This window comes from Cellulomonas iranensis NBRC 101100 = JCM 18110 (assembly GCF_001552375.1).
Taxonomy (GTDB): domain Bacteria; phylum Actinomycetota; class Actinomycetes; order Actinomycetales; family Cellulomonadaceae; genus Cellulomonas; species Cellulomonas iranensis.
Genome location: NZ_BCRB01000002.1, coordinates 71993 through 95594, shown reverse-complemented (window position 1 = coordinate 95594; position 23602 = coordinate 71993). Strand labels below are relative to the sequence as shown.

Below are 23602 nucleotides of genomic sequence, written 5' to 3'. Positions count from 1 at the left end.
CCTGCCGTACCCCGGCGGCCCCCACATCGACCGGCTCGCGCGCGAGGGCGACCCCGAGGCCATCCGGTTCCCGCGTGGCCTCACGGCCCCCAAGGACCAGGCGAAGCACGCGACCGACTTCTCGTTCTCGGGTCTCAAGACCGCCGTCGCGCGGTGGGTCGAGGCGCGCCGCGACGCCGGCGAGGACGTCCCGCTGCCCGACGTCGCGGCGTCGTTCGCGGCCGCCGTCGCCGACGTGCTCACGGCCAAGACCATCGCCGCGTGCCGGCGCGAGGGCGTCTCGACCCTCGTGGTCGGCGGCGGGTTCTCCGCGAACTCGCAGCTGCGCGACATGGCCGCGGCCCGCTGCGCCGAGGCGGGGATCGAGCTGCGGATCCCGCCGATCCGCTACTGCACCGACAACGGCGCCATGATCGGCGCGCTCGGCTCCGCCGTCGTGCGCCGCGGTCTGCCGCCCTCGCCGCTCGACCTGCCCGTCGACTCGACGATGCCGCTCACGCAGGTCCTGGTCTAGCCGCACCGACGGCCTGGACCGGCCACGGCGCGACCGGGCCCTGTCGGGGCCGGTCGCGCCGCGCACCCGTGACGGACGTCATGCCTCGCCCGTGCGGCCGGGCCGCGGACCGGTGAGCGGACGCACGGGGTCGACGCCGCACCGGCCCGCAGGCTGGAGGCATGTTCGACAACGGCATCCACACCACGCTCTCCGAGCTCGTCGCGGGCCTCGACCCCGTCCTGCAGTTCCTCGCGATCATGGCGATCGGCCTCGTGCCGTTCCTCGAGTCGTACGTCGGCGCGCTCGTCGGCACGGTCACGGGCGTGCCGGTCGTGCTCGCGACCGGCGCCGCCGTGCTCGGCAACCTCGTCGCGGTGGTCGTCGCCGTCGTCGCGGGCGGCGCCGCCCGGCGGCGCTGGCGCGCGAACCGCACCGAGCGGCCCGTGAGCGCGCGCCGCCAGAAGGTCGTCGAGCGCGTCGACCGGTTCGGCGTGCCGGTCGCGAGCCTGCTCGCGCCGCTGGTCCTCGCGATCTCGCTGACCGCGTTCATCATGGTGACCGCGGGGCTCGACCGCCGTCAGGTGCTGGTCTGGCAGTCGGTCGCGGTGGTCGCGTGGGGCGCGCTCTTCGCGCTCATCGGCACCGGTGCGCTCGCGGCGCTGGGGTGAGCGCCGCGGTCGTGGCCGGCGCCCGGCCCGTCCGGGCGGTCCGTGACGCCTGGCAGGCTGGTGCCGTGAGCACCACGACGCGCCCCGGTGGCCTGCTCGGCCGCTGGAGCGAGCCGCAGAAGTTCGACGCGTACACGCGCGGGTCGCTGTACCTGGTGTCGGCGAGCGAGCCGGTGCTGGTCGCGCTCGCCGTCGCGCAGCGGCCCGTCGCAGCGGCGTGGGTCGTCCCGGCGGTCGTGCTGACGCTCGCGCACACCGTGGCGTGCGTCCTCGTCCTGCGCGCGGGGCTCGCGCGCGCGTCGGTCGGCACCGGGCCGTCGGTGCGGCAGGTCGTCGCGCTCGTCGCGCTGGGCGTCGCGACGGTCGCGGTGCTCGCAGGCACCGGCGGCTGGGGATCCGAGGGGCTGCGCGTCGACCCGCGCACCGGCGCGGTCCTCGTGGTGGTCGTCGCGACGCTCGGCGCGCTGTCGCCGCTGCTGCGCACCGTGCCGCTGCTGGCGCTGCTGCTGGGCGCCGTCGCGGCCGTGCTGAGCGTGCGGGCCGCCGCCGGCGCGACCTCGGACGAGGTCGTCCGCACGCTGCTGGTGTCCGTGTCCGCCGCCGCGGTCGTGCTGTCGTACCGCGCGTCGGCGTGGACGGTCGCGGTGGTCTGGGAGCTCGAGCGGGCGCGCGTCGCGCACGCGCGGCTCGCGGTCGCCGAGGAGCGGCTGCGGTTCTCGCGCGACCTGCACGACGTCGTCGGCCGCGCGCTGACGGCCGTCGCGGTGAAGAGCGAGCTCGCGGCCGAGCTCGCGTCCCGCGGGCGTGACGGCGCGGGCGGTCAGATGCTCGAGGTGCGCGACCTCGCGCACGACACGCTGCGCGAGGTGCGCGCGGTCGTCGAGGGGTACCGCGCCGCCGACCTCGCGGCCGAGCTCGTCGGCGCGCGGTCGGTGCTGCGCTCGGCGGGTGTCGAGGTGCGGGTCACGGGCGAGGACGTCGCGCGCGGCCTCCCCGCGGTGGCCGCCGAGGCGCTCGCGTGGGCCGTGCGCGAGGGCACGACCAACGTCGTGCGGCACGCCGACGCGCGCACGTGCGAGCTCGCGCTGGTCGCGCAGGGCGGGGGCGACGTGCTGCTGCGCGTCGCGAACGACGGCGTCCGGGCCCGCCCGGCCGGGCCCGGGGGTGGTGCCGGGCTGCGGGGGCTGACCGAGCGCCTCGCGCCGCTCGGCGGTGCCGTGAGCGCGGCGACCGACGGCGACCGGTTCGTGCTCGAGGTGCGGGTCCCCGCGGTCGCGAGCGAGGTGGCGGCGTGATCCGCCTGCTGCTGGCCGACGACGAGGCGCTCATCCGCGACGCGCTCGCGTCGCTGCTCGACCTCGAGGACGACGTCGAGGTCGTCGCGCGGGCCGCGTCGGCCGACGAGGCGGTCGACGCGGCCCGCGTGCACCGGCCGGACGTCGCGCTGCTCGACCTCCAGATGCCGGTCCGGGGCCGCACCGACGCGGCCGACGGCATCGACGCGGCCACGCGGATCCTCGCGGCGGACCCGCGGGTCGCGACCGTCGTCGTGACGAGCCACGGCCGGCCCGGCTACCTCAAGCGTGCGCTCGAGGCGGGCGTCCGCGGGTTCCTGCCCAAGACCGTGCCGTCGCGCGTGCTGGCCGACGTGGTGCGGCAGGTGCACGCGGGTGGTCGGTACGTCGACCCCGAGCTCGCGGCCGAGGCGATCGCGACGGGTGGCAGCCCGTTGACGGCCCGCGAGGCCGACGTGCTCGAGCTCGCGGCGGACGGGTCGCCCGTCGAGCAGATCGCCGCGCGCGTGCACCTCGCACCGGGCACGGTGCGCAACCACCTGTCGTCGGCCGTCGCCAAGCTCGGGGTGACGAACCGGCACGAGGCGGTCGCGCTCGCGCGCCGCAACGGGTGGGTCTGAGCTCAGCCGCGGCGCAGCCGCCACACGCGCGCACCGAGCGCGAACGCGACCAGCGCGAGGGCCGCGCTCAGCGCGAGCGGGCCCCAGGTCACGGACGTCGTCATGGAGATCTCCTCGGCGGTGCGCGTGAGCGTCACGGGCGAGCCGAACCAGCTCAGCTCGACCGTGCCGCCGCCCATCGCGTCGACCGCGTCGAGCGCGCCCATCTGCCAGCCGAGCCACGAGTAGAGCGGCAGCGCGACGCCGACGACCGCGGCGAGCACGGCGCCGTCGGTCCAGCGCGGGCGCTCGTGCTCGAGCTCGGCGAAGTACCCGGCCGCGAGGCGGCGGGGCGACCCGAGGTCGCGCAGCGCGGCGTCGAGGCCGATGCGCGACGCGTCGTCGAGCACGGACGCGCGCAGCTCGCGGCGGATGCGGCGGGCCTCGCGGCCCGGGTAGTCCTGCATCGCGAGCTCGAACCGCAGGAACCACCAGGACAGTCGCTGGCGGTCGCGCCAGGTGAGGCGGTGCGCGGCGTCGTCGGTGGCGGACGCGTCGGGTGCGGTGTCGTGGTGCGTGGTCATCGGGTCCCCTCCGGGTGGGTCGGCGCCGCGGTGGGCGCGGTGTCGGTGGCCGCCGTGCCGGCGGCTGCTGTCTCGGCGGCGGCGCGCAGGACGCGGTCGGCGGTCGCGACGAGCGCGGCCCACGACGCGCGCTGCGTGCGCAGCGCGGCGAGGCCCGCGTCGCTGGGCCGGTAGTACTTGCGGGCCGGGCCGGACGACGAGGCCACGAGCCGGGACGTCACGAGGCCGTCGCGCTCGAGGCGCGTCAGCACGGGGTAGAGCGTCCCGGTCGACAGCTCGGCGAGGCCGGCCGCGCGCAGGGCCGCGACGAGCTCGTAGCCGTAGGACTCGTCGTGCGTGAGCGCGGCGAGCGTGAGCATGGGCAGCACGCCCTTGAGGAGCTGGGGGTCGCGGTCGCTGGTCACGCGTTCACGGTAAGGCCTGCTATCTGGTGATGCAAACTAGTGGGTGTGGTCGGACACTGAAGTTCGGCGTGCCGGCTGCCGACGCCAGGAGGGTGCGCGACCTGCTGCTCCCCGCCGCCGTCCTCCTGCTCGTCGCCCTCGTCGTCCGGGAGCTCCCGTGGGGACCCGTCGCACGCTGGCGCATGCGGCGACGCATGATCGCGCTCCTCGACCCGGACCTGCCGCCCGACGAGCGTGCGCGAGCGGTGTCCCGCGCCCGCGAGATGGTGCCGCTCATCGGGCTGCCGGCCGCAGCCGCACTGGCGCCGCCACCGCTCCCGGCCGGCGCCGACCCCACCGCGTTGCGGTTCGAGGTGGTGCACCCCGCCTCGTCAGCCGGCGCGCCCGGGTTCCGGGTCCGTGTGCCGTGGCACTCGGTACCCGCGCGTGCTGCGGACGCCCACGGCCGGTGCCAGCCGGCCACGGTCCTCCTGGGGGCGCACCGCGCGCTGCTCGTCGTCGTGCTCGGACGGGTCGGGGCCGTCGAGCAGGGCGGCGTGCTCGCGGGCGCCCGTGACCGACCCGCCCAGGCGCGCGCTCTGGGCGAGCGGAGGGCCGCGGTCGGCGACGTCGTCCACGCGATGACCGCCGCCGGCCCGGCGTGGCGTCACACGTTCGCCGTCGGGACGCGGCACGTGACGGACACCCACGTGGACCGCGACGGGTGGGCGTTCGCGGTCGGCGTGCTGCGCACCGCCGACGACACCAGCGTCGACGGGCTCGCCGACACGGTGCTCGCGTCGTGGCGTTGGCTCACCCCCGAGGGTGCGCCACCCGCGCCCCGCGGCCCGGCCGCCGCCGCACCGGGACGCCTCGCGATCCGTACGCCCGACCTCGCGCTCGCCGCCTCGTGCCGCGCACCTGCGGCACCGGCCGAGCTCGTCGCGGCCGACGTGCCGTGCCCCGACGACGCGTGGACCGCCGCCTACCTGCGTCTCAGCCCGACGTCGTCGCTCGTCGTCACCGTGTCCGACGCCGATCCGGGACGCGACGCGCGCACCACGCTCGAGCGGCCCGAGCGCACCGCCTGGGGGCCACGGGTCACGCCCGCCGGCCCCGTGCGCGAGCGCGCCACCCCCGCGGGCGTCGTGGCGACGCGCACCCTCCAGGTCGCCGGGCTCGCGCGCACCGAGGCCCGGCTCGACCGCCGCGGGCGCACGTGGCGGTGGCTGCTGACCTACGCGCCGGACGAGACCGCGGCGCTCGGGGTGCTCGAGGACGCGCTGCAGACGTGGCGGTGGGAGGACTGACGGGGGAAGGGCTGACGGCGGACGTCGACGGCCCGGGTCAGAGCGGGCGGCCGGCCGCGAGCTCGGCGACGAGCGACCGCACGACCGGCTCGAGCTCGCCCGCGTTCCGGCGCGCCACCGCGCGCTGGCGCTGGTACGACGCGCCGCGGCGCAGGATCGTGCGCACCTGCTCGAGCTCGGCCGCGCACCCCAGGCGGTCCGCGACGGGCGCGAGCTCGACGAGCCACCGGCTCACCGAGTCCGTCACGAGCTCCTCGTCGCCCGCCGCGTTGGTGATGACGATCGCGTCCATCCCGTAGCGCGCCGAGCGCCACTTGTTCTCCTGGACGAACCACTGCGGCATGGTCGGCAGCGGCTCGCCCGCGTCGATCAGGGTCGAGAAGTGCTCGACGAAGCAGTGCGTGAGCGCGCTGATCGCGGTGACCTCGAGGAGGTTCGCGGCGCCGTCGGCGATCCGCATCTCGAGCGTGCCGAACCGCGGCGACGGGCGGATGTCCCACCGGACCTCGTCGACCTGGTCGATCACTCCCGTGTGCATCATGTCGCCCACGTACTGCTCGAGCTGCTCCCAGTGCTCGAGCTGCGGCGGGAGCCCCGCGGTCGGCAGCTGCTGGAACAGCAGCGCCCGGTTCGACGCGTACCCCGTGTCCTTGCCGCCCCAGAACGGCGACGACGCGGACAGCGACTGCAGGTGCGGGAACACCGTGAGCATCGCGCGGCTCAGCGGCAGCACCTTGTCGCGGTCCTCGACGCCCACGTGCACGTGCACGCCGTAGATGAGCATCTGCCGGCCCCACCACTGCGTGCGGTCGATCAGCGTCGCGTAGCGCTCCTTGTCGGTGACGCGCTGCGCCGCCCAGCTCGCGAACGGGTGGGTGCCCGCGCCCATGAGCTCGATGCGCAGCGGGCGCGCGGCCGCCGCGACCTCGTCGAGCGCGCGCTGCAGGTCCGCCCCCGCCTCGCCGACCGTGCGGCACTTGCCCGACGACACCTCGACCGTGTTGAGCAGCAGCTCGGACGTGATGTGCGGGTGGTCCGTGCCGTCGGCGGGGCGCACGGCCTCGAAGATCGCCTGCGCGGCCTGCCGCAGGTCGCCCGAGTCGGCGTCGACCAGGCCGACCTCCCACTCGATGCCGACGGTCGACCGCTCCGACGTCGCGAACGGCAGCGCGACGGGCGCCGCCATCAGACCGGCTCCACGACGAGCACGCGCTGCTGGCCCGCGACGCGCGTGAGCACGACCGTCCCCTCGGCGGGGCCGCGCAGGTCGAGCTGGCGGCGCAGCGTCTCGGGCACCACGGCCGTGCCGCGCTTCTTGATGGTCAGGCGGCCCACGCCGCGCTCGCGCAGGTAGCTGCGCAGCCGCTTGAGGCCGAAGGGCAGGTCGTCGAGCACGCGGTACGCGGTCGCGAGCGGGTGCCACGCGGTGCGGTCCGCCAGGGCGTCGGAGGTCACGTAGGCGATCGTGGGGTCGATCAGGCGTCCGCGCACGCGGTGGGCGACCGTGCCCACGAGCCCCGCGCGGATCACGGCGCCGTCCGGCTCGTACAGGTACCCGCCCACCGGCCCGACCGGGGGCGCGTCGTCGTCGCCGTCGGGGTCCGCGCGCAGCGTGTGCGCGGCGCCGTCGCGCAGCACGAGGGCCGTGCGGCCGGGGCCGTCGGGAGCGAGCGGCCCGAACCACAGGCCGAGCTCGACGACCTCGCCGTCCGACGAGACCCACTGCGCCTCGGCGTCCACGGGCAGGTCGCGGTGGGCCAGGCCGGGGCCGAGCTTGAGGCCGAGCGCCGGGACGACGTCGCGGGTCGCGAGGACCGCGTCCAGCGGCGGGCCGTACGCGCTCGGGTCGAAGACGCGGCGGCCGCTGCCGGTGCGGCGTGCGGGGTCGGCGTAGACGCCGTCGACGCCCTCGGCCGCCAGGTCGAGCGCCGTGCCGTCCGCCATGCGCACCTGCACCTCGGGGAAGGCGCGCAGGTTGACGGTCGCGAGCGCCGCGGTCGTCTCGTCGACGTCGGTCGCGAGGACGCGCAGCCCGACGCCCGCGAGCGCGAGCGCGTCGGCGCCGAGCCCGCACGTGAGGTCGGCGACGTACGTGCAGCCCGCGTCGCGGTACCGCCGCGCGTGGTGGGCCGCGACCTCGAGACGCGTCGCCTGCTCGAGGCCCGCGACGGTGAAGAGCATGTCCTCGGCGAACTCGCCGAGCTTGGCGTGCGCCTTGGCGCGCAGCCGGGACTGCGTGAGCGCGGCCGCGACGAGCGCGGGGTCGAGACCCTCCTTCTGGAGGCGTTCGGCGATCGGCATCGCGAGCCGCTCGTCGTACGGCGGCAGGGCCTGCAGCAGGGCCCACCCCTCCGGCTGCAGGAGCTTGACCAGCCCGGCGTCGTCCACGCGCCCAGCCTCCCACGGCCACGCCGCCGGGACGTCACGGGGCGTCACGGGGCGGTCCGGGCGCCGCGCCGCGGCCGCGTCACCGTGCAGGTCGGGGACCCGGATGCTGGCACTCGGGTTGACCGAGTGCTAACGCATTCCTAGAGTGAGGAACCGGCGGTCCCGTCAGGGGGCGCCAACCGCACAGGTGGCCCCGGCACCCGCGACGACGGCGGCGACGGTGCGGCGCAGACACTGCCTCAGAACGACTCACATGCGAAGGGGAGGTCCGCTGTGTCGGTCTCCATCAAGCCCCTCGAGGACCGGATCGTCGTCAAGACCCTTGAGGCCGAGACGACGACCGCGTCGGGTCTCGTCATCCCGGACAGCGCCAAGGAGAAGCCCCAGGAGGGCGAGGTCCTGGCCGTGGGTCCGGGCCGGATCGATGACAAGGGGAACCGTGTGCCGCTCGACGTGGCCGTCGGCGACAAGGTCATCTACTCCAAGTACGGCGGCACCGAGGTCAAGTACGCCGGTGAGGACTACCTGATCCTCTCGGCGCGCGACATCCTCGCGATCGTCGGCTGACGACTCCGCTGCACCCGGGGCCCGTCCCCGGCAGCACGAAGGCCCCCTCCGTCCCGGAGGGGGCCTTCGTCGTCGTGGGGCGACGCGTGACGGCGGGGCCGCGTCGTGAGGGGGACGGCGCGCGCCGCCCCGGTCGTGGGGCCGACGACGGCGCCGGGGACGACGGCGCCCCGGGCCGACGTCGGCGTCGGACCGGGGCGCGGTCGGTGGTGCGGGGTCAGGTGGTGCGGGTCAGGCGGTGACGCGACGGCCGGCGCGCTCGGCGAGCACGGCGGCGCGCTCGTCCTCGGAGAGGCCGCCCCAGACGCCGTAGGGCTCGCGCACGGCGAGCGACTGCTCGCGGCACTCGTTGAGGACGGGGCAGGTGGCGCAGATGGCCTTGGCGGCCTCGGCGCGGCGGCGGCGGGCCGAGCCGCGCTCGCCCTCGGGGTGGAAGAACAGGTCCTGGTCGGCGTCGCGGCAGGCGCCCTCGAACTGCCACTCCCACAGGTCCATCACCGGTCCGGGCAGACGCGAGATCTCAGCCATGGGGGTCCTCCTCGATTCGTGCGGCACGTCCGGCGGCTCGTGGCCGGGACGAAAGTCGGTCGCCGTCGACGGTTGCCCGTGTTGACGTGCCGTAACCGTACAACCGCGCCAGAAGTTGTTCAAGACCCTCTTCGCTGACGCGATTCGGTGGCGCGATGCGGCGCGGTGCGGCGCGGTTCGCCGGCGGATCGCGCCAGCTCGTGACGCGCTCGAGGCGGGCGGCGCGGCCCGTGGCTGGCACAATCGCGTCATGGTCGCGGCAGCCGAGGAAGGGCTTGACGGTGCGGACGTGTCGACGGGTCCCGTCGACGACCCGCACGACCGCACCGAGCCCGGGGGCGACGGGCCCGCGCTGACCGTCGCGGCCGTCGCGCGCCGGCTCGGCGTCGCCCCCGCGACGCTGCGGACGTGGGACCGCCGCTACGGCCTCGGCCCGTCCGAGCACCACGCCGGGGCGCACCGCCGGTACGCCCCGGGCGACCTCGACCGGCTGCTCGTCATGCGCCGCCTCACGATCGACGGCGTCGCGCCCGCGGAGGCCGCCCGGCTCGCCCTCGCCGCGGACGTCGCCGCCGGCCCGCCGCCCCGCAGCGACGACCTCACCGCGCGGCTCCCGACCGTGCCCACGCCGAGCGGCGCGCCGACCCCGGCCGTCGCCACGGACGCGCCCCCGGCCGGGCGCGCGGCCGGCGCCCGTGGCGTCGTCGAGCTCGTCGACGCCGCCCTGACGGGGCGCGGCGACCGCTGCGTGGCGCTGCTCGACCTCGGTGCGGTCGACGACCTCGCCGCCTGGTGGACGGGGCTCGTCCAGCCCGCGTTCGCCGCGCTCGCGCGACGCACGGTCGTCGAGCGGCCCGGCGTCGACGCGCGCGCCACGCTGGTCGGGGGCGTGCTCGCCGCGCTGCGCGCCCGCACGGCCGCGCTCCCCGCGGCCGACGCCGCGGTCGTGCTGCTGCTCCCGGTGCCGGGGGAGACGCGTCCCGTGGTCGCGCACGCGCTCGCCGCGGCGCTCGTCGACGGCGGCGTCGACGCGCGGCTCGTCGCCGGCCCCGTGTCGACCCGGCACGCCGGCGAGCTCGCGCTCATGACCCGGGCCCGCGCCGTCGTGACCGTCTCCGAGGCGCCCGCGCCGGACCTGTCCGTGGTCGCGGCGCTCGCCCGGGAGCGGGACGACCTCCCGCAGTTCGTCATGGTGCCGGAGGTCGCGGGCGAGCGCGTCCCGCTCGACCGGTCGGTCCACCGCGCCCGCACGCTGACGGGGCTGGTCCACGAGGTGCTGGCGGTCGTCGCGCAGGCCGCACCCCTGTGACGGGCGTCTCATCCGGTGCCGACGCGCTGACCCGATAGCGTGACGGCATATCACGAGGGACCCGTCAACCGTGAGGAAACGGCGCGTTGATTCCCGGTGGTCGGGCGTGAGGGCTAACGTGACGCACCGGTAACGCCGATGCAGGCATGGACCCGTGCACGCGTTGTGGTGCCGGGATCGGCGCGAGGAGGATACCCATGGCTGGAGTCGTGGTCTGCCACGGCTCGGCGACCGTCCGCGAGCGGCTCGTCGTGACATCGATCGGAGTGCCGTCGTTGGCGCCGGTCCGGGCGGCGGCGACCGCGGACGAGCTGCTGGCGCTCGCGCGCCGCATCACGCCCACCGTCGTGCTGCTGGACGCGCACCTGCCCGGTGCCGGGCCCACGGAGGCGATCCGCCGGCTGCGCGCGGTCGCGCCGTCGACGGCCGTCGTGCTGCTCGCCGGGCCCGACGACGGCGAGGCGCTCGACCGGGCCCTGGCGCTCGGTGCGCGCGGCTTCCTCGCGCCCGACGTCGGCCGGGCCGAGCTCGCGGCCGTCGCCGCGCACGTGCAGGCCAGCCCCGTCACCGCGGGCGTGGCCGTGCCGGCCGTGCCGCACCCGGCGACGCCGCTGCAGGAGAGTCACGTGGCGCGCGCCGACGCGGGTGTCGCCGCACGCCCCGTCGAGCCGACCCCGGTGCTGACGAAGCGCGAGATCGAGGTGCTCGTGGGCATGAGCCACGGCCGCTCCAACGCGCAGATCGGCCAGGAGCTGTTCCTCTCGGAGGACACGGTCAAGACCCACGCGCGGCGGCTGTTCCGCAAGCTCGGGGCGTCCGACCGCGCGCAGGCGGTCGCGATCGGGCTGCGGCGCGGCATCATCGACTGACGCCCGCGCCGGACGCCGTCGTCCGGCGTCCGGCTGGCGGGCAGGGGCGTCCTGCCCACCCGCGCGGCCACGTATCCTGGCGTGATGACGGCGCACGACGCTCCCACGGCTCCCACGGACCCGTTCGCCCGGGTCGGTCTCACCTACGACGACGTCCTGCTGCTCCCGGGCGAGACGGACGTCATCCCGTCCGAGGTCGACACCTCGTCGCGCCTGACCCGCGAGATCAGCGTGCGCGTGCCCCTGGTCTCGGCGGCCATGGACACCGTCACCGAGGCGCGCATGGCCGTCGCGATGGCGCGCCAGGGCGGCGTCGGGATCCTGCACCGCAACCTGTCGATCGCCGACCAGGCGCACCAGGTCGACGTCGTCAAGCGCTCCGAGTCCGGCATGGTGTCCGACCCCGTGACCGTCGGCCCCGACGCGACGCTCGCCGAGCTCGACGCGTTGTGCGGCACGTACCGCGTCTCGGGCCTGCCGGTCGTCGACGGCGAGAACCGCGTGCTCGGCATCATCACCAACCGCGACCTGCGCTTCGTGCCGCCGGCCGAGTTCGCGACGCGCCTCGTGCGGGACGCGATGACGCCCATGCCCCTGGTGACGGCGCCCGTCGGCATCGCGCGCCAGGACGCCGCCGCGCTGCTCGCGAAGCACAAGGTCGAGAAGCTCCCGCTGATCGACGACGAGGGCAAGCTCGCGGGCCTCATCACCGTCAAGGACTTCGTCAAGTCCGAGCAGTACCCGCACGCCACCAAGGACGCCGACGGTCGCCTCGTGGTCGGTGCGGCCATCGGGTTCTTCGGCGACGCGTGGGAGCGCGCGACGGCCCTCGTCGAGGCGGGCGTCGACGTGCTCGTGGTCGACACCGCCAACGGGCACGCGCGGCTCATGCTCGACATGGTGCGCCGGCTGAAGTCCGACCCGGCGACCCGCCACGTGCAGGTCATCGGCGGCAACGTCGCGACGCGGCCGGGCGCGCAGGCCCTCGTCGACGCGGGCGTCGACGCGGTCAAGGTCGGCGTCGGGCCGGGCTCGATCTGCACGACCCGTGTCGTCGCGGGCGTCGGCGTGCCCCAGGTGACGGCGATCCACGACGCCGCGCAGGTCTGCCGCCCGGCCGGTGTCCCGGTCATCGGCGACGGCGGCCTGCAGTACTCGGGCGACATCGCCAAGGCGCTCGTCGCGGGCGCCGACACGGTCATGCTGGGCTCGCTGCTCGCGGGCTGCGACGAGTCGCCCGGCGACCTCGTGTTCGTCAACGGCAAGCAGTACAAGCACTACCGCGGCATGGGGTCGCTCGGGGCGATGGCCTCGCGCGGGCGGGTCTCCTACTCGAAGGACCGCTACTTCCAGGCCGACGTCACGACGGACGAGAAGATCGTGCCCGAGGGCATCGAGGGCCAGGTGCCGTACCGCGGCCCGCTGTCGGCGGTCGCGCACCAGCTGGTCGGCGGCCTGCACCAGTCGATGTTCTACGTCGGCGCGCACACGATCCCCGAGCTCCAGCAGCGCGGCCAGTTCATCCGGATCACGCCGGCGGGCCTCAAGGAGTCCCACCCGCACGACATCCAGATGACGGTCGAGGCGCCCAACTACACCGGCCGCTGAGCGGACGGCGGGCCGGCGACGGCCCGCCCGCCGGTAGGCTCGTCCGGTGAGCAGCGAGATCGAGATCGGACGGGGCAAGCGAGGACGCCGGGCGTTCTCCTTCGACGACATCGCGGTGGTGCCCTCGCGGCGCACGCGCGACCCGGAGGAGGTCTCGGTCGGCTGGCAGATCGACGCGTACCACTTCGACCTGCCGATCCTCGCGGCGCCCATGGACTCCGTGGTCAGCCCCGCGACGGCCGTCGCGCTCGGCCAGGCCGGCGGCGTGGGCGTCCTCGACCTCGAGGGCCTGTGGACGCGGTACGACGACCCGACGCCGCTGCTCGCCGAGATCGCCACGCTCGCGCCCGCCCGTGCGACCGCGCGCATGCAGGAGATCTACGCCGCGCCGATCCGCCCCGAGCTGATCCGCGCGCGGCTGCAGGAGATCCGGGACGCCGGCGTCGTCGTCGCGGGCGCGCTCAGCCCGCAGCGCACGCAGGAGCACTGGCGCACCGTGGTCGACGCGGGCGTCGACCTGTTCGTCATCCGCGGCACCACGGTGTCCGCCGAGCACGTGTCGGGCCGCGCCGAGCCGCTCAACCTCAAGCGCTTCATCTACGAGCTCGACGTGCCCGTGATCGTCGGCGGCGCGTCCACGTACACCGCCGCGCTGCACCTCATGCGCACGGGCGCCGCGGGCGTCCTGGTCGGGTTCGGCGGCGGCGCCGCGCACACCACGCGCGTGTCGCTCGGCATCCACGCGCCCATGGCGACCGCGGTCGCGGACGTCGCCGCGGCGCGCCGCGACTACCTCGACGAGTCGGGCGGCCGGTACGTGCACGTCATCGCCGACGGCGGCGTGGGGCGCTCGGGCGACCTCGTGAAGGCCGTCGCGTGCGGCGCCGACGCCGTCATGCTCGGCGCGGCGCTCGCGCGCGCGACCGACGCCCCCGGGCGAGGTTTCCACTGGGGCTCCGAGGCGCACCACCCCCAGCTGCCGCGCGGTGAGCGGGTCGAGGTCGGCACCGTGGGCACGCTCGAGCAGATCCTCTTCGGCCCCGGCCACACGGCCGACGGCACGCTCAATCTCGTGGGCGCGCTGCGCCGCGCGATGGCGACCACGGGGTACTCCGACCTCAAGGAGTTCCAGCGCATCGAGGTCGTCGTCTCGCCGTACCAGCCGCGCTGACGTCCGCACGCGGGGCCGGGCACGCGCCCGGCCCTGCGGCGTACCCGGGTGCCGTGCGCGGGCGCGCCGGCGCGGGTGGGGGAGCGACGGTGGCGACGATCGTCGCGTGACGACGACGCCGTGGTCGGTCGCGGCGCGCCCCGCACGACCGCGACCGATCACGGGGTCGCGCGAGGACGAGCCGCGAGCCGGTTCAGCCGACCCGCTGCGCGCGGGGCGCCTCGGCCGCCGGTGCGGTCGGGCGGTCCTCGCCGTCCGTGGCCGGGTGCGCGGGGGCGTGGTGCCGACCGACCGGCAGCACGAGCGGGCACCCGCTCACCGGGTCCGGGACGACGCGCGCGGCCATGCCGAACACGTCGCGCACCATCTGCTCGGTGACGACGTCGGCCGGGTCGCCCTGCGCGTACAGCCGGCCGTCGGTGAGCGCGACGAGGTCGTCGGCGTAGCGCGCGGCGAGGTTGAGGTCGTGCAGCACCATGACGATCGTCGTGCCGCGCTCGCGGTTGAGGTCGGTGAGCAGGTCGAGCACCTCGACCTGGTGCGCGACGTCGAGGAACGTGGTCGGCTCGTCGAGCAGCAGCACGTCGGTCTGCTGCGCGAGCGCCATGGCGATCCACACGCGCTGACGCTGCCCGCCCGACAGCTCGTCGACCGGGCGGTCCGCGAGGTCGAGCGTGTCGGTGGCGACGAGCGCCTGCTCGACGACCGCGTCGTCCTGCGCGGTCCAGCGGCGGAACCAGCCCTGGTGCGGGTACCGCCCGCGGCCGACGAGATCGGCGACGGCGATGCCCTCGGGGCTCACGGGCGTCTGGGGCAGCAGCCCGAGCACGGTCGCCACGTCGCGCGAGGGCATCGTGTCGATGGGCGTGCCGTCGAGCAGCACGCGACCCGTGCGGGCCTTGAGCAGCCGCGCCATCGCCCGCAGCAGGGTCGACTTGCCGCAGCCGTTGGCGCCCACGATCGCCGTGATGGCGCCGGGGGCGACCGACAGCGTCATGTCGTGCACGACGACGCGGTCGTCGTAGCCGACGGTCACGGCGTCGACGGCCAGCGTGTGCACGGCGGGGGAGTCCGTCACAGGGAGCCTCCGGAGCGGTTGGTCCTGGCCAGCAGCCAGAGCAGGTAGGGCGCGCCGAGCACGCCCGTGACGACGCCGACCGGGAACCGTGCGGGCAGCAGGTGCTGCCCCACGAGGTCGGCGCCCAGGACGAGCGCCGCACCGACCAGGCCGGCGGGCACGAGGAGCCGCCCCGTGCCGCGCAGCAGGCGGTGCGCGATCGGCCCGGACAGGAACGCGACGAACGCGATCGGCCCGGTCGCGGCGGTCGCGACCGCGATGGTCGCGACCGCGACGACCAGCAGCGCGAGCCGCGAGCGGTCCGGTGCGACGCCGAGGCCGGCGGCCGCGTCGTCGCCGAGCTGCAGCGCGGGCAGGCGACGCGCGAGCACCAGCAGGGTCGGCACCAGAACCGCGAGCGACCCGGCCAGCGGCCCGAGCGTCGCCCAGAACGCCGAGCTGAGCGACCCCGTGAGCCACCGCAGGGCCTCGTTCGCGTCGTAGATCCCGGCGCGGGTCATGGCGTAGGCGATGACCGACTGCAGCATGGCGCCGACCGCGATGCCGATGAGCACGAGCCGCGCGCCGTGCACGCCCCCGCGCCACGACAGCGCGTAGATCACCACCGCGACGGCCAGTCCGACGACCACCGCGACGGCCGACAGCGCGGGGCCCGACAGGCCGAACATCGTGATCGCGACGACCGCGGCCGCGCTCGACCCCGCGCTCACGCCGATGATGTCGGGGCTCGCGAGCGCGTTGCGCAGCATGGTCTGGAAGACCGCGCCGGCCGTGCCGAACGCGACACCCACCAGCGCGCCGGTGAGCACGCGCGGGGTGCGCAGCACGCCGACGTTGAACGACGCGCCCGGCACCTGCTCGCCGAGGAGCACGCGCAGCACCTCGAGCGGCGTGTACGCCCGCTCGCCGACGCACAGCGTGACGACGACGAGCGCGGCGACGAGCAGCGACAGCACCGCGACGACCGTGCGGTGCCGGCGCGTGCGCGCGCGGCGGCCGCGCGCGACCAGAGCACCGGGCGTCGCCCCCGGTGCTCCGCCCGCGGCGCGTGCGCCCAGCAGCGCGGTCACAGCTCGCGCACCTTGTGGCGGCGGATGATCGCGATGAACACGGGCGCGCCGAGCACCGCCGTGACGATGCCGACCTCGACCTCCTGCGGGCGGGCGACGACGCGCCCCACGACGTCGGCCGCGAGCAGCAGCGACGCGCCGAGCACGGCGCTGTACGGCAGCAGCCACCGGTGCCCGGGGCCGGTGAGCACGCGCGCGAGGTGCGGGACGACGAGACCCACGAACCCGATGGGACCCGCGGCGGCCACGGCCGTGCCGCACAGCAGGACGGCCGCCACGCCGCCGGCGGCGCGCACGAGGCCGACGCGCTGCCCGAGCCCGACGGCGACGTCGTCGCCCAGCGCGATCGCGTCCATGCCGCGCGCGCTGCCGACCGCGAGGACGGCGCCCACGACGAGGAACGGCGCGAGCTGGCCGATCTCGGCGAGCGACGCGCGCCCGAGCGAGCCGACCTGCCAGAACCGGAACGTGTCGAGCACGTCGGTGCGGCTGAGCAGCACCATCGAGATCGCCGAGCTCAGCGCGGCGGTGGTCGCGGCACCGGCGAGCGCGAGCTTGAGGGGGGTCGCGCCCTCGCGCCCGAGCGAGCCGATCGCGTAGACGAGCAGCGACGTGAGCGCGGCCCCCGCGAACGCGAGCCACACGTACTGCGTGAGCGTCGACAGGCCGAGCAGCATGATGCCGAGCACGACCGCCAGCGACGCGCCCGAGCTGATGCCGAGCAGCGCGGGGTCGGCGAGCGGGTTGCGCGTGAGCCCCTGCAGGACGGCCCCGCCGACGCCGAGCGCGGCGCCCACCAGGAGCCCCAGGACGGTGCGGGCGACGCGCGACTGCACGGCGGCCTGCGCGATCTGCGAGGTGTCCGGGTGCAGCACGCCCGCGACGACGTCCTGCCAGCCGACGACGCGCGCGCCGAACGCGAGCGACGCGAGGACCGCGAGCAGCAGCGCGACGACGCCGACCACGAGGCCGACGGTGCGGCGTCGGCGCAGCGACGCCGGCAGCACCCGGGCGGGCGCGGCCGGCGTGGCGGCGGTGGGGGTGAGCGTCACCCGACCTTCTCGGCGGCGGCCTGGAAGAGGTCGAGGTAGTCGTCGAGCGCCCACGGCAGCGACAGCACGGTCGGGCCGGACGTCGCGGCCGAGATCGGGTCGGTGTTGCCGAGCACGACGACCGAGCCGCGGGCGACGGCCGGGATCTTGCTGAACAGCGGGTCGGCCTGCAGCGTCGCGAGCATGGAGTCGTCGCCGTACGTCACGAGGATGTCGGCGTCGGCGAGCGTGTCGGCCTGCTCGGACGCGAGGTTGACGAAGAACTGGTCGGTGTCGCCCGCGAGGTCGACGACCGACGGCGCGTTCTCCAGCCCGAGGTCGGCCAGCAGCTGCACGCGCGCGTCGAGCGGCGTGTACACCCCGATCGTGCTGGGGTTCGACGGGTCGAACCAGGCGTAGGCGACGGTCTTGCCCGCGACGTCGGGGCGCTCGGCGAGCGCGGCGTCGATCTGCGCGAGCACGTCGTCGACCAGGCGCTGCGCCTGCGCCTTCTTGCCGATGGCCTCGCCGTCGATGAGCGCCATGTCCTTCCAGCTCGTGCCCCACGCGTACTTCGGGTACGACACGGTCGGCGCGATCTGCGAGAGCGTGTCGAAGTCCTCGCGGGTCATGCCCGAGTAGGCGCCGAGGATGACGTCGGGCTCGACGTTGTTGACGGCCTCCATCGGGATGCCGTCGGTCTCGTCGAAGAGCGTGGGCAGGTCGTCGCCCGTCGCGCCGAGGCCCTCGAGCGCCTCGTACGTCCAGGGCAGCACGCCGTCGCCGTCGTCGTCGCCGTAGGTCTGCGCGGCGAAGCCGACCGGGACCACGCCGAGCGCGATCGGCACGTCGTGGTTGCCCCAGTTGACGGTCGCGACGCGCTCGGGCTGCGACTCGATCGTCGTGTCGCCGAACGTGCTGGTGATCGTCACGGGGAAGTCGCCGGACGCGCCGGACGACGAGCCGTCCGTGGGGGTGCCGGCGGGGGCGCCCGACGAGCAGGCGGCGAGCAGGAGGGACGCGGCGGCGGCGGCGACGAGGGGTCGCAGGGCGCGGCGTGCGGGCGCAGAACGCATGGTGTCCTTCGCGGAGGGGGCGCGGGGCCGGGGCCCGTGCGGGCTCGTCCGGGCGGCCCGCGGTACGGGTGCTAGGTGAGCCTTACCTTACGGCATGCTCGCCCGTGCGAGCGAGGGTGTCGGTGGTGCTCGCCGCGGTGCCGCTCGGCGCGCCCGGACGGCTCGTCCGGCGTCTGCTCGTCCGTTCCCACATCGAGCGGCGCCCGTTCGGCACCGCTTGTGTGGGAATCTGTTGACATCCTCGTGTCGACTCGGTCATTCTGGACACGACGCGGGGGCACGTCACCCCGCGCGAGGGACGGCCGACGACGACGTCCGCCCGGTGCGACGTCGCACCGGGGCACCCGCCGCGGCCTCGAGCGCATGCTGCGAGGAGAGCGATGAAGGTCTTCCGTTTCTACGCACCCGGTGACGTCCGCCTCGAGGACGCCCCCGAGCCCGAGGTGGCCGCGGGGGAGGTGAAGATCCGGGTCCGCGCGTGCTCGATGTGCGGGACCGACGTCAAGATCTCGACGTCCGGCCACCAGCGGATCGTGCCGCCGCGCGTCATGGGGCACGAGATCGCGGGCGAGGTGGTCGAGGTCGGCGACGGCGTCGACGGCTGGGTGCCCGGCGACCGCGTGCAGGTCATCGCCGCCATCCCGTGCGGGCGGTGCGCGTGGTGCACGCGGGGCCTGGAGACGATCTGCCCGCACCAGGTGTCGATGGGCTACGACTACGACGGCGGGTTCGCGCCGTTCATGATCGTGCCGCCGACCGTGCTGGCTGTCGACGGGCTCAACCGCATCCCCGACGGCGTCGGGTTCGCCGAGGCCTCGGTCGCCGAGCCGTTCGCGTGCGCGATCAACGCGCAGGAGATCGCCGACGTGCACGACGGCGACACGGTCGTGGTCGTCGGCTCCGGGCCCATCGGCTGCCTGCACGTGCGGCTCGCGCGCGCCCGCGGGGCGTCGGCGGTCTACCTCGTCGAGCTCAGCCGCGCGCGGCTCGACATGGCCGCCGACGTGGTCAAGCCCGACGCCGCGGTGTGCGCGTCCGAGCAGGACCCCGTCGAGGCCGTCCTCGAGCTCACGGACGGTCGCGGCGCCGACGTCGTGATCACCGCCGCCGCGTCCGGCGCGGCGCAGGAGCAGGCGCTGCGCATGGTCGCGCCGCGCGGACGCATCAGCTTCTTCGGCGGCCTGCCCAAGGACCGGCCGACGATCACCCTCGACTCGAACCTCGTGCACTACAAGGAGCTGACGATCGTCGGCGCCAACGGGTCGAGCCCCGCGCACAACCGCAAGGCCCTCGCGATGATCGCCGACGGCTCGGTGCCTGTCGCCGACCTCATCACCCACCGGCTGCCGCTCGAGCGTGTCGCCGAGGGCATCGACGTCGTGCGCTCGGGCGCCGGCATCAAGGTGACGATCGAGCCCTAGGGGCGGCCGACGTCACCGCGCGTCACCACCCGGGCCCACCGCCCGGCACCGCACCACCCAGCACCGCACCACGGATCAACGACGATCACCGGCCGGCGGACGCGCGCCCCGGCCCGACCAGCGGAGCGTGACCGACCATGACGACCACCGCACCAGCCGCGTCGACCCTCAGCCGCGGACGGACCGCCCAGGTCCGCCTCCAGCGGTTCGGCGCCTTCCTCACCGGCATGATCATGCCGAACCTCCCGGCCTTCCTGGCCTGGGGCCTCATCACCGCCCTGTTCATCTCTCGCGGGTGGTTGCCGAACGGCGTCCTCGGCGGCTTCGGTGACGCAGGTGCGCCCGGCGCCTGGCAGGGCGCGGCCACGCAGCTCGTCGAGGCCGACGACGGCACGACGTTCCAGCAGTACCTCGGGCTCGTCGGCCCGATGGTCACGTATCTGCTGCCGCTGCTCATCGCGAACGCCGGCGGGCGCCTGGTCCACGGCGAGCGCGGCGGCGTCGTCGCGACGATCGCGACGCTCGGCATCATCGTCGGCAGCACCGTGCCGATGTTCCTCGGCGCGATGATCGTCGGGCCGCTCGCGGCGTGGGTCATGCGGCTGGTCGACGGGCTGTGGGAGGGCCGCATCCGGCCCGGCTTCGAGATGCTCGTCAACATGTTCTCCGCCGCGATCGTCGGCGGGGCGCTGTCGGTCGGCGCGTTCTTCGGGATCGCGCCGCTCGTGACGCAGCTGAGCGCGTGGCTCGGCGACCTGGTCGGGTGGTTGGCCGACAACCACCTGCTGCCCGCCATGGCGCTCGTCGTCGAGCCGGCGAAGGTGCTGTTCCTCAACAACGCGATCGGCAACGGCGTGCTCGTGCCGCTCGGCGCGCAGCAGGTCGTCGCGGACGGCAAGTCGCTGCTGTTCCTCGTCGAGGCGAACCCCGGGCCGGGCCTGGGGATCCTGCTGGCGTACGCGCTGCTGGGCGTGGGTGCGGCGCGCTCGACGGCTCCGGGGGCGATCGTCGTGCAGTTCCTCGGCGGCATCCACGAGGTGTACTTCCCGTTCGTGCTCATGAAGCCCGCGCTGATCCTCGCGGCGATCGCCGGCGGGGCGACCGGCATCGCGACGAACGTCGTCATGGGCAGCGGCCTCGTGGGGCCCGCGGCGCCGGGCAGCATCTTCGCGGTGTACGCCCAGACCGCGCGCGACAGCTACCTGGGCGTGACGCTGTCGGTCGTGCTCTCGGCGGCGGTCTCGTTCCTCGTCGCGGCCGTGATCCTGCGGGCCACGCGAGCGCGGGACCTCGCGGCGGGCGAGAGCGGCGACCTGGCCGCGGCGGTCGCGCAGACCGAGGCCAACAAGGGGCGGTCGAGTGCGGCCCTCGGCGCGCTCGTGGGCGACGGCGCGGCGGTGACGCACGACCCCGACGGCGAGCGCGGTGCGGACGTCGCGCGCGTGCGGGTGATCGTGTTCGCGTGCGACGCGGGCATGGGCTCGTCGGTCATGGGCGCGGCGGTGCTGCGGGACAAGCTGCGCAAGGCCGGTGCCGAGCACGTCACGGTCGTCAACAAGGCCGTCGCGACGCTCGACGACTCCGCCGACCTGGTCATCAGCCAGCGCGAGCTGACCGCGCGCGCCCGGATCCAGGCGCCCACCACGCGGCACCTGTCGGTCGACAACTTCATGAGCAGCCCGGTCTACGACCAGGTGGTCGCCGAGGTGGTCGCCGCGCAGGACGGGACGGCGGCGCGATGACCGGGGCGCACGACGGCGGTGACGTCCTGACCCGGGAGCTGTGCGTCGCGGACGGCCGCGCGACGACGTACGAGGAGGCCGTGCGCGAGGCCGGGGCGCTGCTGGTGGGGGCGGGCGCCGTGGCGCCCGCGTACGTCGAGGGGATGCTCGAGCGCGAGCGGACCATGACGACGTTCATGGGCAACGGGCTCGCGATCCCGCACGGGACGCTCGACGCGACGCCGTCGATCCACCGCTCGGCCGTCTGCGTGGTGCGCTACGCCGACCCGATCGACTGGAAGGGGTCGCCCGTGCGGGTCGTGGTCGGGATCGCGGGGGCGGGCGGCGAGCACCTCGAGGTGCTGTCGCGCATCGCGCTCGTGTTCGCCGACCCCGACCAGGCTGACGCGGTGGCCCGCGCGACGACCGCGGACGAGCTGTACGCGCTCGTGGGGCGCGTGAACACGACCTGACGGCCGCGGCCGCGGGCTGCGGTGGTCGCGGGTCCCCGGGGTCCGGTGCGCGTGCGCCGGGCCCCGGGCGCGTCCCGGCACGTGTCGTGCCCGGTTCGGACATCGGCTGACCTGCGGCGATGCCCGTCACCACAGAACCGGATGTTGATTCACTTCCGAACATGCCCGTTTGGCATTGACAAGGCGTGCCGACGGGACGATCCTGGGACGCAGCCGCCACCTCGGCGGCACGGGACGACGGAGTCGATGTGTACGCACCGGAGCGACACCAGCAGATCCTCACGCGAGCGCGCGCCGAGGGCCGCGTGGACGTCACACGGCTGGCCGCCGAGCTCGACGTCACGGCCGAGACGATCCGCCGCGACCTCACGGCGCTCGAGCGCCACGGGCTCGTGCGGCGCGTGCACGGCGGCGCCATCCCGGTCGAGCGGCTCGGGTTCGAACCCGGGCTCGCCGACCGCGAGGGCCTGCTCTCGGGCGAGAAGGAGCGCATCGCCAAGGCTGCTCTCGACGAGCTGCCCGACGGCGGCGCGATCATCCTCGACGCCGGCACCACGACCGTCCGGCTCGCCGAGCTGCTGCCCACCGACCGCGAGCTCACGGTCGTCACGCACGCGCTGCCGGTCGCGACCGTCCTCGCGACCCGGCCCGGCACGACCCTGCACCTCGTGGGCGGCACCGTCCGCGGCCGCACCCTCGCCGCCGTCGGCTCGTGGGCGCTGCGCGACCTCGCCGAGATCCACGTCGACGTCGCGTTCCTCGGCGCCAACGGCATCACCGCCGAGCACGGCGTGACGACGCCCGACCTCGCCGAGGCCGCCGTCAAGCGCGCCCTGGTCACCGCCGCCCGGCGCACCGTCGTCCTCGCCGACCACACCAAGGTCGGACGCGTCGACCTCGCGCACGTCGCGGCGCTCGCGGACGTCGACACGCTGGTCACCGACGGCGCCGTCGAGCCCGAGCTCGCCGACGAGATCGAGGCCGCGGGCACGCGCGTGGTGCGCGCATGATCGTCACCGTCACGCCCAACCCGAGCCTCGACCGCGCGCTCGACGTCGAGCGGCTCGAGGTCGGCGAGGTCAACCGTGCGCACGCCGCGCACGTGCACCCCGGCGGCAAGGGCATCAACGTCGCGCGGGCCCTCGCGCGGCACGGCCTCGCCGCCGTCGCGGTCGTGCCCGCGGGCGGCGCCGACGGCGCGCGGCTCGTCACGCTGCTCGGCGAGCACGGCGTGCCCGCCGTCCCCGTGCCCGTGGCGGGGGACACGCGCACCAACGTCACGCTCGTCGAGGCCGACGGCGTCACCACCAAGGTCAACGCGCCCGGCCCGCGGCTGTCCGACGCCGAGGTCGACGCGCTGCTCGCGGCCGTCGAGGACCAGCTCACCTCCGCACCCCGCGCGGTCGTCGCCGCCGGGTCGCTGCCCGCCGGGGCCGGCGACGCGTTCTTCGTCCGGCTCGCCGGGCTCGCGGGGCGCTACGGCGTGCCGCTCGTGCTCGACACCTCGGGCGCCCCGCTCACGCGGGCCGTGCGCGCCGGCGGCCTGAGCCTCGTCAAGCCCAACGAGGACGAGCTCGCCGAGCTCGTCGGCCGCGACCTCGTCACCGTGGGCGACGTCGTCGCCGCGGCGCGCGAGGTCATCGCGCAGGGCACCACCGCGGTCCTCGTGAGCCTCGGCGCGCACGGTGCGCTGCTCGTGCGCGAGGACGGCACGTGGTGGGCCGGCGGCCCGCCGCTCGTGCCCCTGTCGACCGTCGGCGCGGGCGACTCCACGCTCGCGGGCTACCTCGCGGGCACCGGCTCGTGCGCCGACCGGCTGCGCACCGCCGTCGCGTGGGGCCGCGCCGCCGTCCTGCTCCCGGGCACCGAGGTGCCCGGCCCCGACCAGCTCGACCTCGACGCCGTCCGCGTCGTCGAGACCCCCGACCCCCACCTCGCACTGAAGGAGCTGTGAGAC

The 23602-nt window shown here is 75.6% G+C and carries 24 protein-coding genes; 15 read left to right on the top strand and 9 right to left on the bottom strand.

The annotated features are described in order from the left end of the window. From CS2_RS00870 to CS2_RS00855, 4 genes are all read left to right on the top strand, one after another. The coding region (locus tag CS2_RS00870) for a Kae1-like domain-containing protein (protein ID WP_439951178.1) at window positions 1-514 on the top strand (514 nt) is incomplete at its 5' end. Window positions 515-675: 161 nt separating this feature from the next. Then, window positions 676-1164, top strand: a complete 489-nt coding sequence (locus CS2_RS00865) for a hypothetical protein (protein ID WP_046528950.1) — start codon at window positions 676-678, stop codon at window positions 1162-1164. Window positions 1165-1229: 65 nt separating this feature from the next. Continuing rightward, window positions 1230-2459 (top strand): sensor histidine kinase, encoded by a 1230-nt coding sequence (locus tag CS2_RS00860; RefSeq protein ID WP_156441931.1) that lies wholly within the window; start codon window positions 1230-1232, stop codon window positions 2457-2459. Next, a complete protein-coding gene (locus CS2_RS00855) occupies window positions 2456-3079 on the top strand; it encodes a response regulator transcription factor (protein ID WP_070318477.1) in 624 nt (207 codons plus the stop codon). The genes CS2_RS00860 and CS2_RS00855 overlap by 4 nt, the downstream gene beginning before the upstream one ends. A gap of 2 nt (window positions 3080-3081) precedes the next feature. Here the strand turns inward: CS2_RS00855 and CS2_RS00850 are convergent, their stop codons facing one another. Both CS2_RS00850 and CS2_RS00845 read right to left on the bottom strand, forming a co-directional pair. Then, the gene (locus CS2_RS00850) at window positions 3082-3642 is read right to left on the bottom strand and encodes a hypothetical protein (RefSeq protein WP_070318476.1); all 561 of its coding nucleotides are present in this window, start codon (window positions 3640-3642) and stop codon (window positions 3082-3084) included. Beyond that, the gene (locus tag CS2_RS00845) at window positions 3639-4046 is read right to left on the bottom strand and encodes a PadR family transcriptional regulator (protein ID WP_134850587.1); all 408 of its coding nucleotides are present in this window, start codon (window positions 4044-4046) and stop codon (window positions 3639-3641) included. The genes CS2_RS00850 and CS2_RS00845 overlap by 4 nt, the downstream gene beginning before the upstream one ends. 68 nt (window positions 4047-4114) lie before the next feature. On the opposite strand from CS2_RS00845, the gene CS2_RS00840 reads away from it, so the two are divergent. After that, a complete protein-coding gene (locus CS2_RS00840) occupies window positions 4115-5335 on the top strand; it encodes a hypothetical protein (protein ID WP_134850588.1) in 1221 nt (406 codons plus the stop codon). 37 nt (window positions 5336-5372) lie between these two features. On the opposite strand, the gene CS2_RS00835 is transcribed toward CS2_RS00840, so the two are convergent. Then, complete coding sequence (locus tag CS2_RS00835) at window positions 5373-6521, bottom strand: glutamate--cysteine ligase (protein ID WP_070318474.1); 1149 nt, start codon at window positions 6519-6521, stop codon at window positions 5373-5375. Beyond that, window positions 6521-7723 (bottom strand): class I SAM-dependent methyltransferase, encoded by a 1203-nt coding sequence (locus CS2_RS00830; protein ID WP_070318473.1) that lies wholly within the window; start codon window positions 7721-7723, stop codon window positions 6521-6523. Before CS2_RS00830 ends, CS2_RS00835 begins: the two co-directional genes overlap by 1 nt. A gap of 273 nt (window positions 7724-7996) precedes the next feature. Here CS2_RS00830 and groES point away from each other — a divergent pair, with 273 nt between their 5' ends. Further along, on the top strand, window positions 7997-8290 hold the full coding sequence (gene groES / locus CS2_RS00825) for a co-chaperone GroES (protein ID WP_046528945.1): 294 nt from the start codon (window positions 7997-7999) through the stop codon (window positions 8288-8290). A 231-nt stretch (window positions 8291-8521) separates the two neighbouring features. On the opposite strand, the gene CS2_RS00820 is transcribed toward groES, so the two are convergent. Further along, on the bottom strand, window positions 8522-8818 hold the full coding sequence (locus CS2_RS00820; protein WP_046528944.1) for a WhiB family transcriptional regulator: 297 nt from the start codon (window positions 8816-8818) through the stop codon (window positions 8522-8524). 289 nt (window positions 8819-9107) lie between these two features. Here CS2_RS00820 and CS2_RS00815 point away from each other — a divergent pair, with 289 nt between their 5' ends. The 4 genes from CS2_RS00815 (at window position 9108) to CS2_RS00800 (ending at window position 13775) form a co-directional block, all read left to right on the top strand. Then, entirely contained in the window at window positions 9108-10127 is a 1020-nt protein-coding gene (locus CS2_RS00815) for a MerR family transcriptional regulator (protein ID WP_070318472.1), read from the top strand. Between the two features lie 197 nt (window positions 10128-10324). Next, complete coding sequence (locus tag CS2_RS00810; protein ID WP_046528942.1) at window positions 10325-10996, top strand: response regulator transcription factor; 672 nt, start codon at window positions 10325-10327, stop codon at window positions 10994-10996. A gap of 84 nt (window positions 10997-11080) precedes the next feature. Beyond that, window positions 11081-12604: an IMP dehydrogenase gene (gene guaB, locus CS2_RS00805; RefSeq protein ID WP_046528941.1), complete on the top strand. Its 1524-nt coding sequence runs from the start codon at window positions 11081-11083 to the stop codon at window positions 12602-12604. 46 nt (window positions 12605-12650) lie between these two features. After that, window positions 12651-13775, top strand: coding sequence for a GuaB3 family IMP dehydrogenase-related protein (locus CS2_RS00800; protein ID WP_046528940.1), 1125 nt, complete (start codon window positions 12651-12653; stop codon window positions 13773-13775). 193 nt (window positions 13776-13968) lie between these two features. On the opposite strand, the gene CS2_RS00795 is transcribed toward CS2_RS00800, so the two are convergent. Genes CS2_RS00795 through CS2_RS00780 form a run of 4 tightly spaced genes read right to left on the bottom strand, consistent with a single transcriptional unit; the run spans window position 13969 to window position 18030 of the window. Beyond that, on the bottom strand, window positions 13969-14853 hold the full coding sequence (locus CS2_RS00795; protein WP_070318471.1) for an ABC transporter ATP-binding protein: 885 nt from the start codon (window positions 14851-14853) through the stop codon (window positions 13969-13971). After that, on the bottom strand, window positions 14850-15914 hold the full coding sequence (locus CS2_RS00790) for a FecCD family ABC transporter permease (RefSeq protein WP_233421019.1): 1065 nt from the start codon (window positions 15912-15914) through the stop codon (window positions 14850-14852). Before CS2_RS00790 ends, CS2_RS00795 begins: the two co-directional genes overlap by 4 nt. Window positions 15915-15919: 5 nt before the next feature. Then, window positions 15920-16975 carry a FecCD family ABC transporter permease gene (locus CS2_RS00785; protein ID WP_070318470.1) on the bottom strand — a complete coding sequence of 352 codons (1056 nt, stop codon included), beginning with the start codon at window positions 16973-16975 and terminating at the stop codon, window positions 15920-15922. After that, window positions 16972-18030 carry an iron-siderophore ABC transporter substrate-binding protein gene (locus CS2_RS00780; RefSeq protein ID WP_070318469.1) on the bottom strand — a complete coding sequence of 353 codons (1059 nt, stop codon included), beginning with the start codon at window positions 18028-18030 and terminating at the stop codon, window positions 16972-16974. Before CS2_RS00780 ends, CS2_RS00785 begins: the two co-directional genes overlap by 4 nt. Window positions 18031-18410: 380 nt before the next feature. Between CS2_RS00780 and CS2_RS00775 the strand changes: the two genes are divergently transcribed. From CS2_RS00775 to pfkB, 5 genes are all read left to right on the top strand, one after another. Beyond that, window positions 18411-19451 carry a zinc-dependent dehydrogenase gene (locus tag CS2_RS00775; RefSeq protein WP_070318468.1) on the top strand — a complete coding sequence of 347 codons (1041 nt, stop codon included), beginning with the start codon at window positions 18411-18413 and terminating at the stop codon, window positions 19449-19451. Between the two features lie 137 nt (window positions 19452-19588). After that, complete coding sequence (locus CS2_RS00770) at window positions 19589-21193, top strand: PTS mannitol transporter subunit IIBC (protein ID WP_070318467.1); 1605 nt, start codon at window positions 19589-19591, stop codon at window positions 21191-21193. After that, on the top strand, window positions 21190-21645 hold the full coding sequence (locus CS2_RS00765) for a PTS mannitol transporter subunit IIA (RefSeq protein WP_070318466.1): 456 nt from the start codon (window positions 21190-21192) through the stop codon (window positions 21643-21645). Before CS2_RS00770 ends, CS2_RS00765 begins: the two co-directional genes overlap by 4 nt. 248 nt (window positions 21646-21893) lie before the next feature. After that, a complete protein-coding gene (locus tag CS2_RS00760) occupies window positions 21894-22655 on the top strand; it encodes a DeoR/GlpR family DNA-binding transcription regulator (protein ID WP_070318465.1) in 762 nt (253 codons plus the stop codon). Continuing rightward, window positions 22652-23599, top strand: a complete 948-nt coding sequence (gene pfkB, locus CS2_RS00755) for a 1-phosphofructokinase (protein ID WP_070318464.1) — start codon at window positions 22652-22654, stop codon at window positions 23597-23599. Before CS2_RS00760 ends, pfkB begins: the two co-directional genes overlap by 4 nt. Window positions 23600-23602 lie beyond the last annotated feature (3 nt).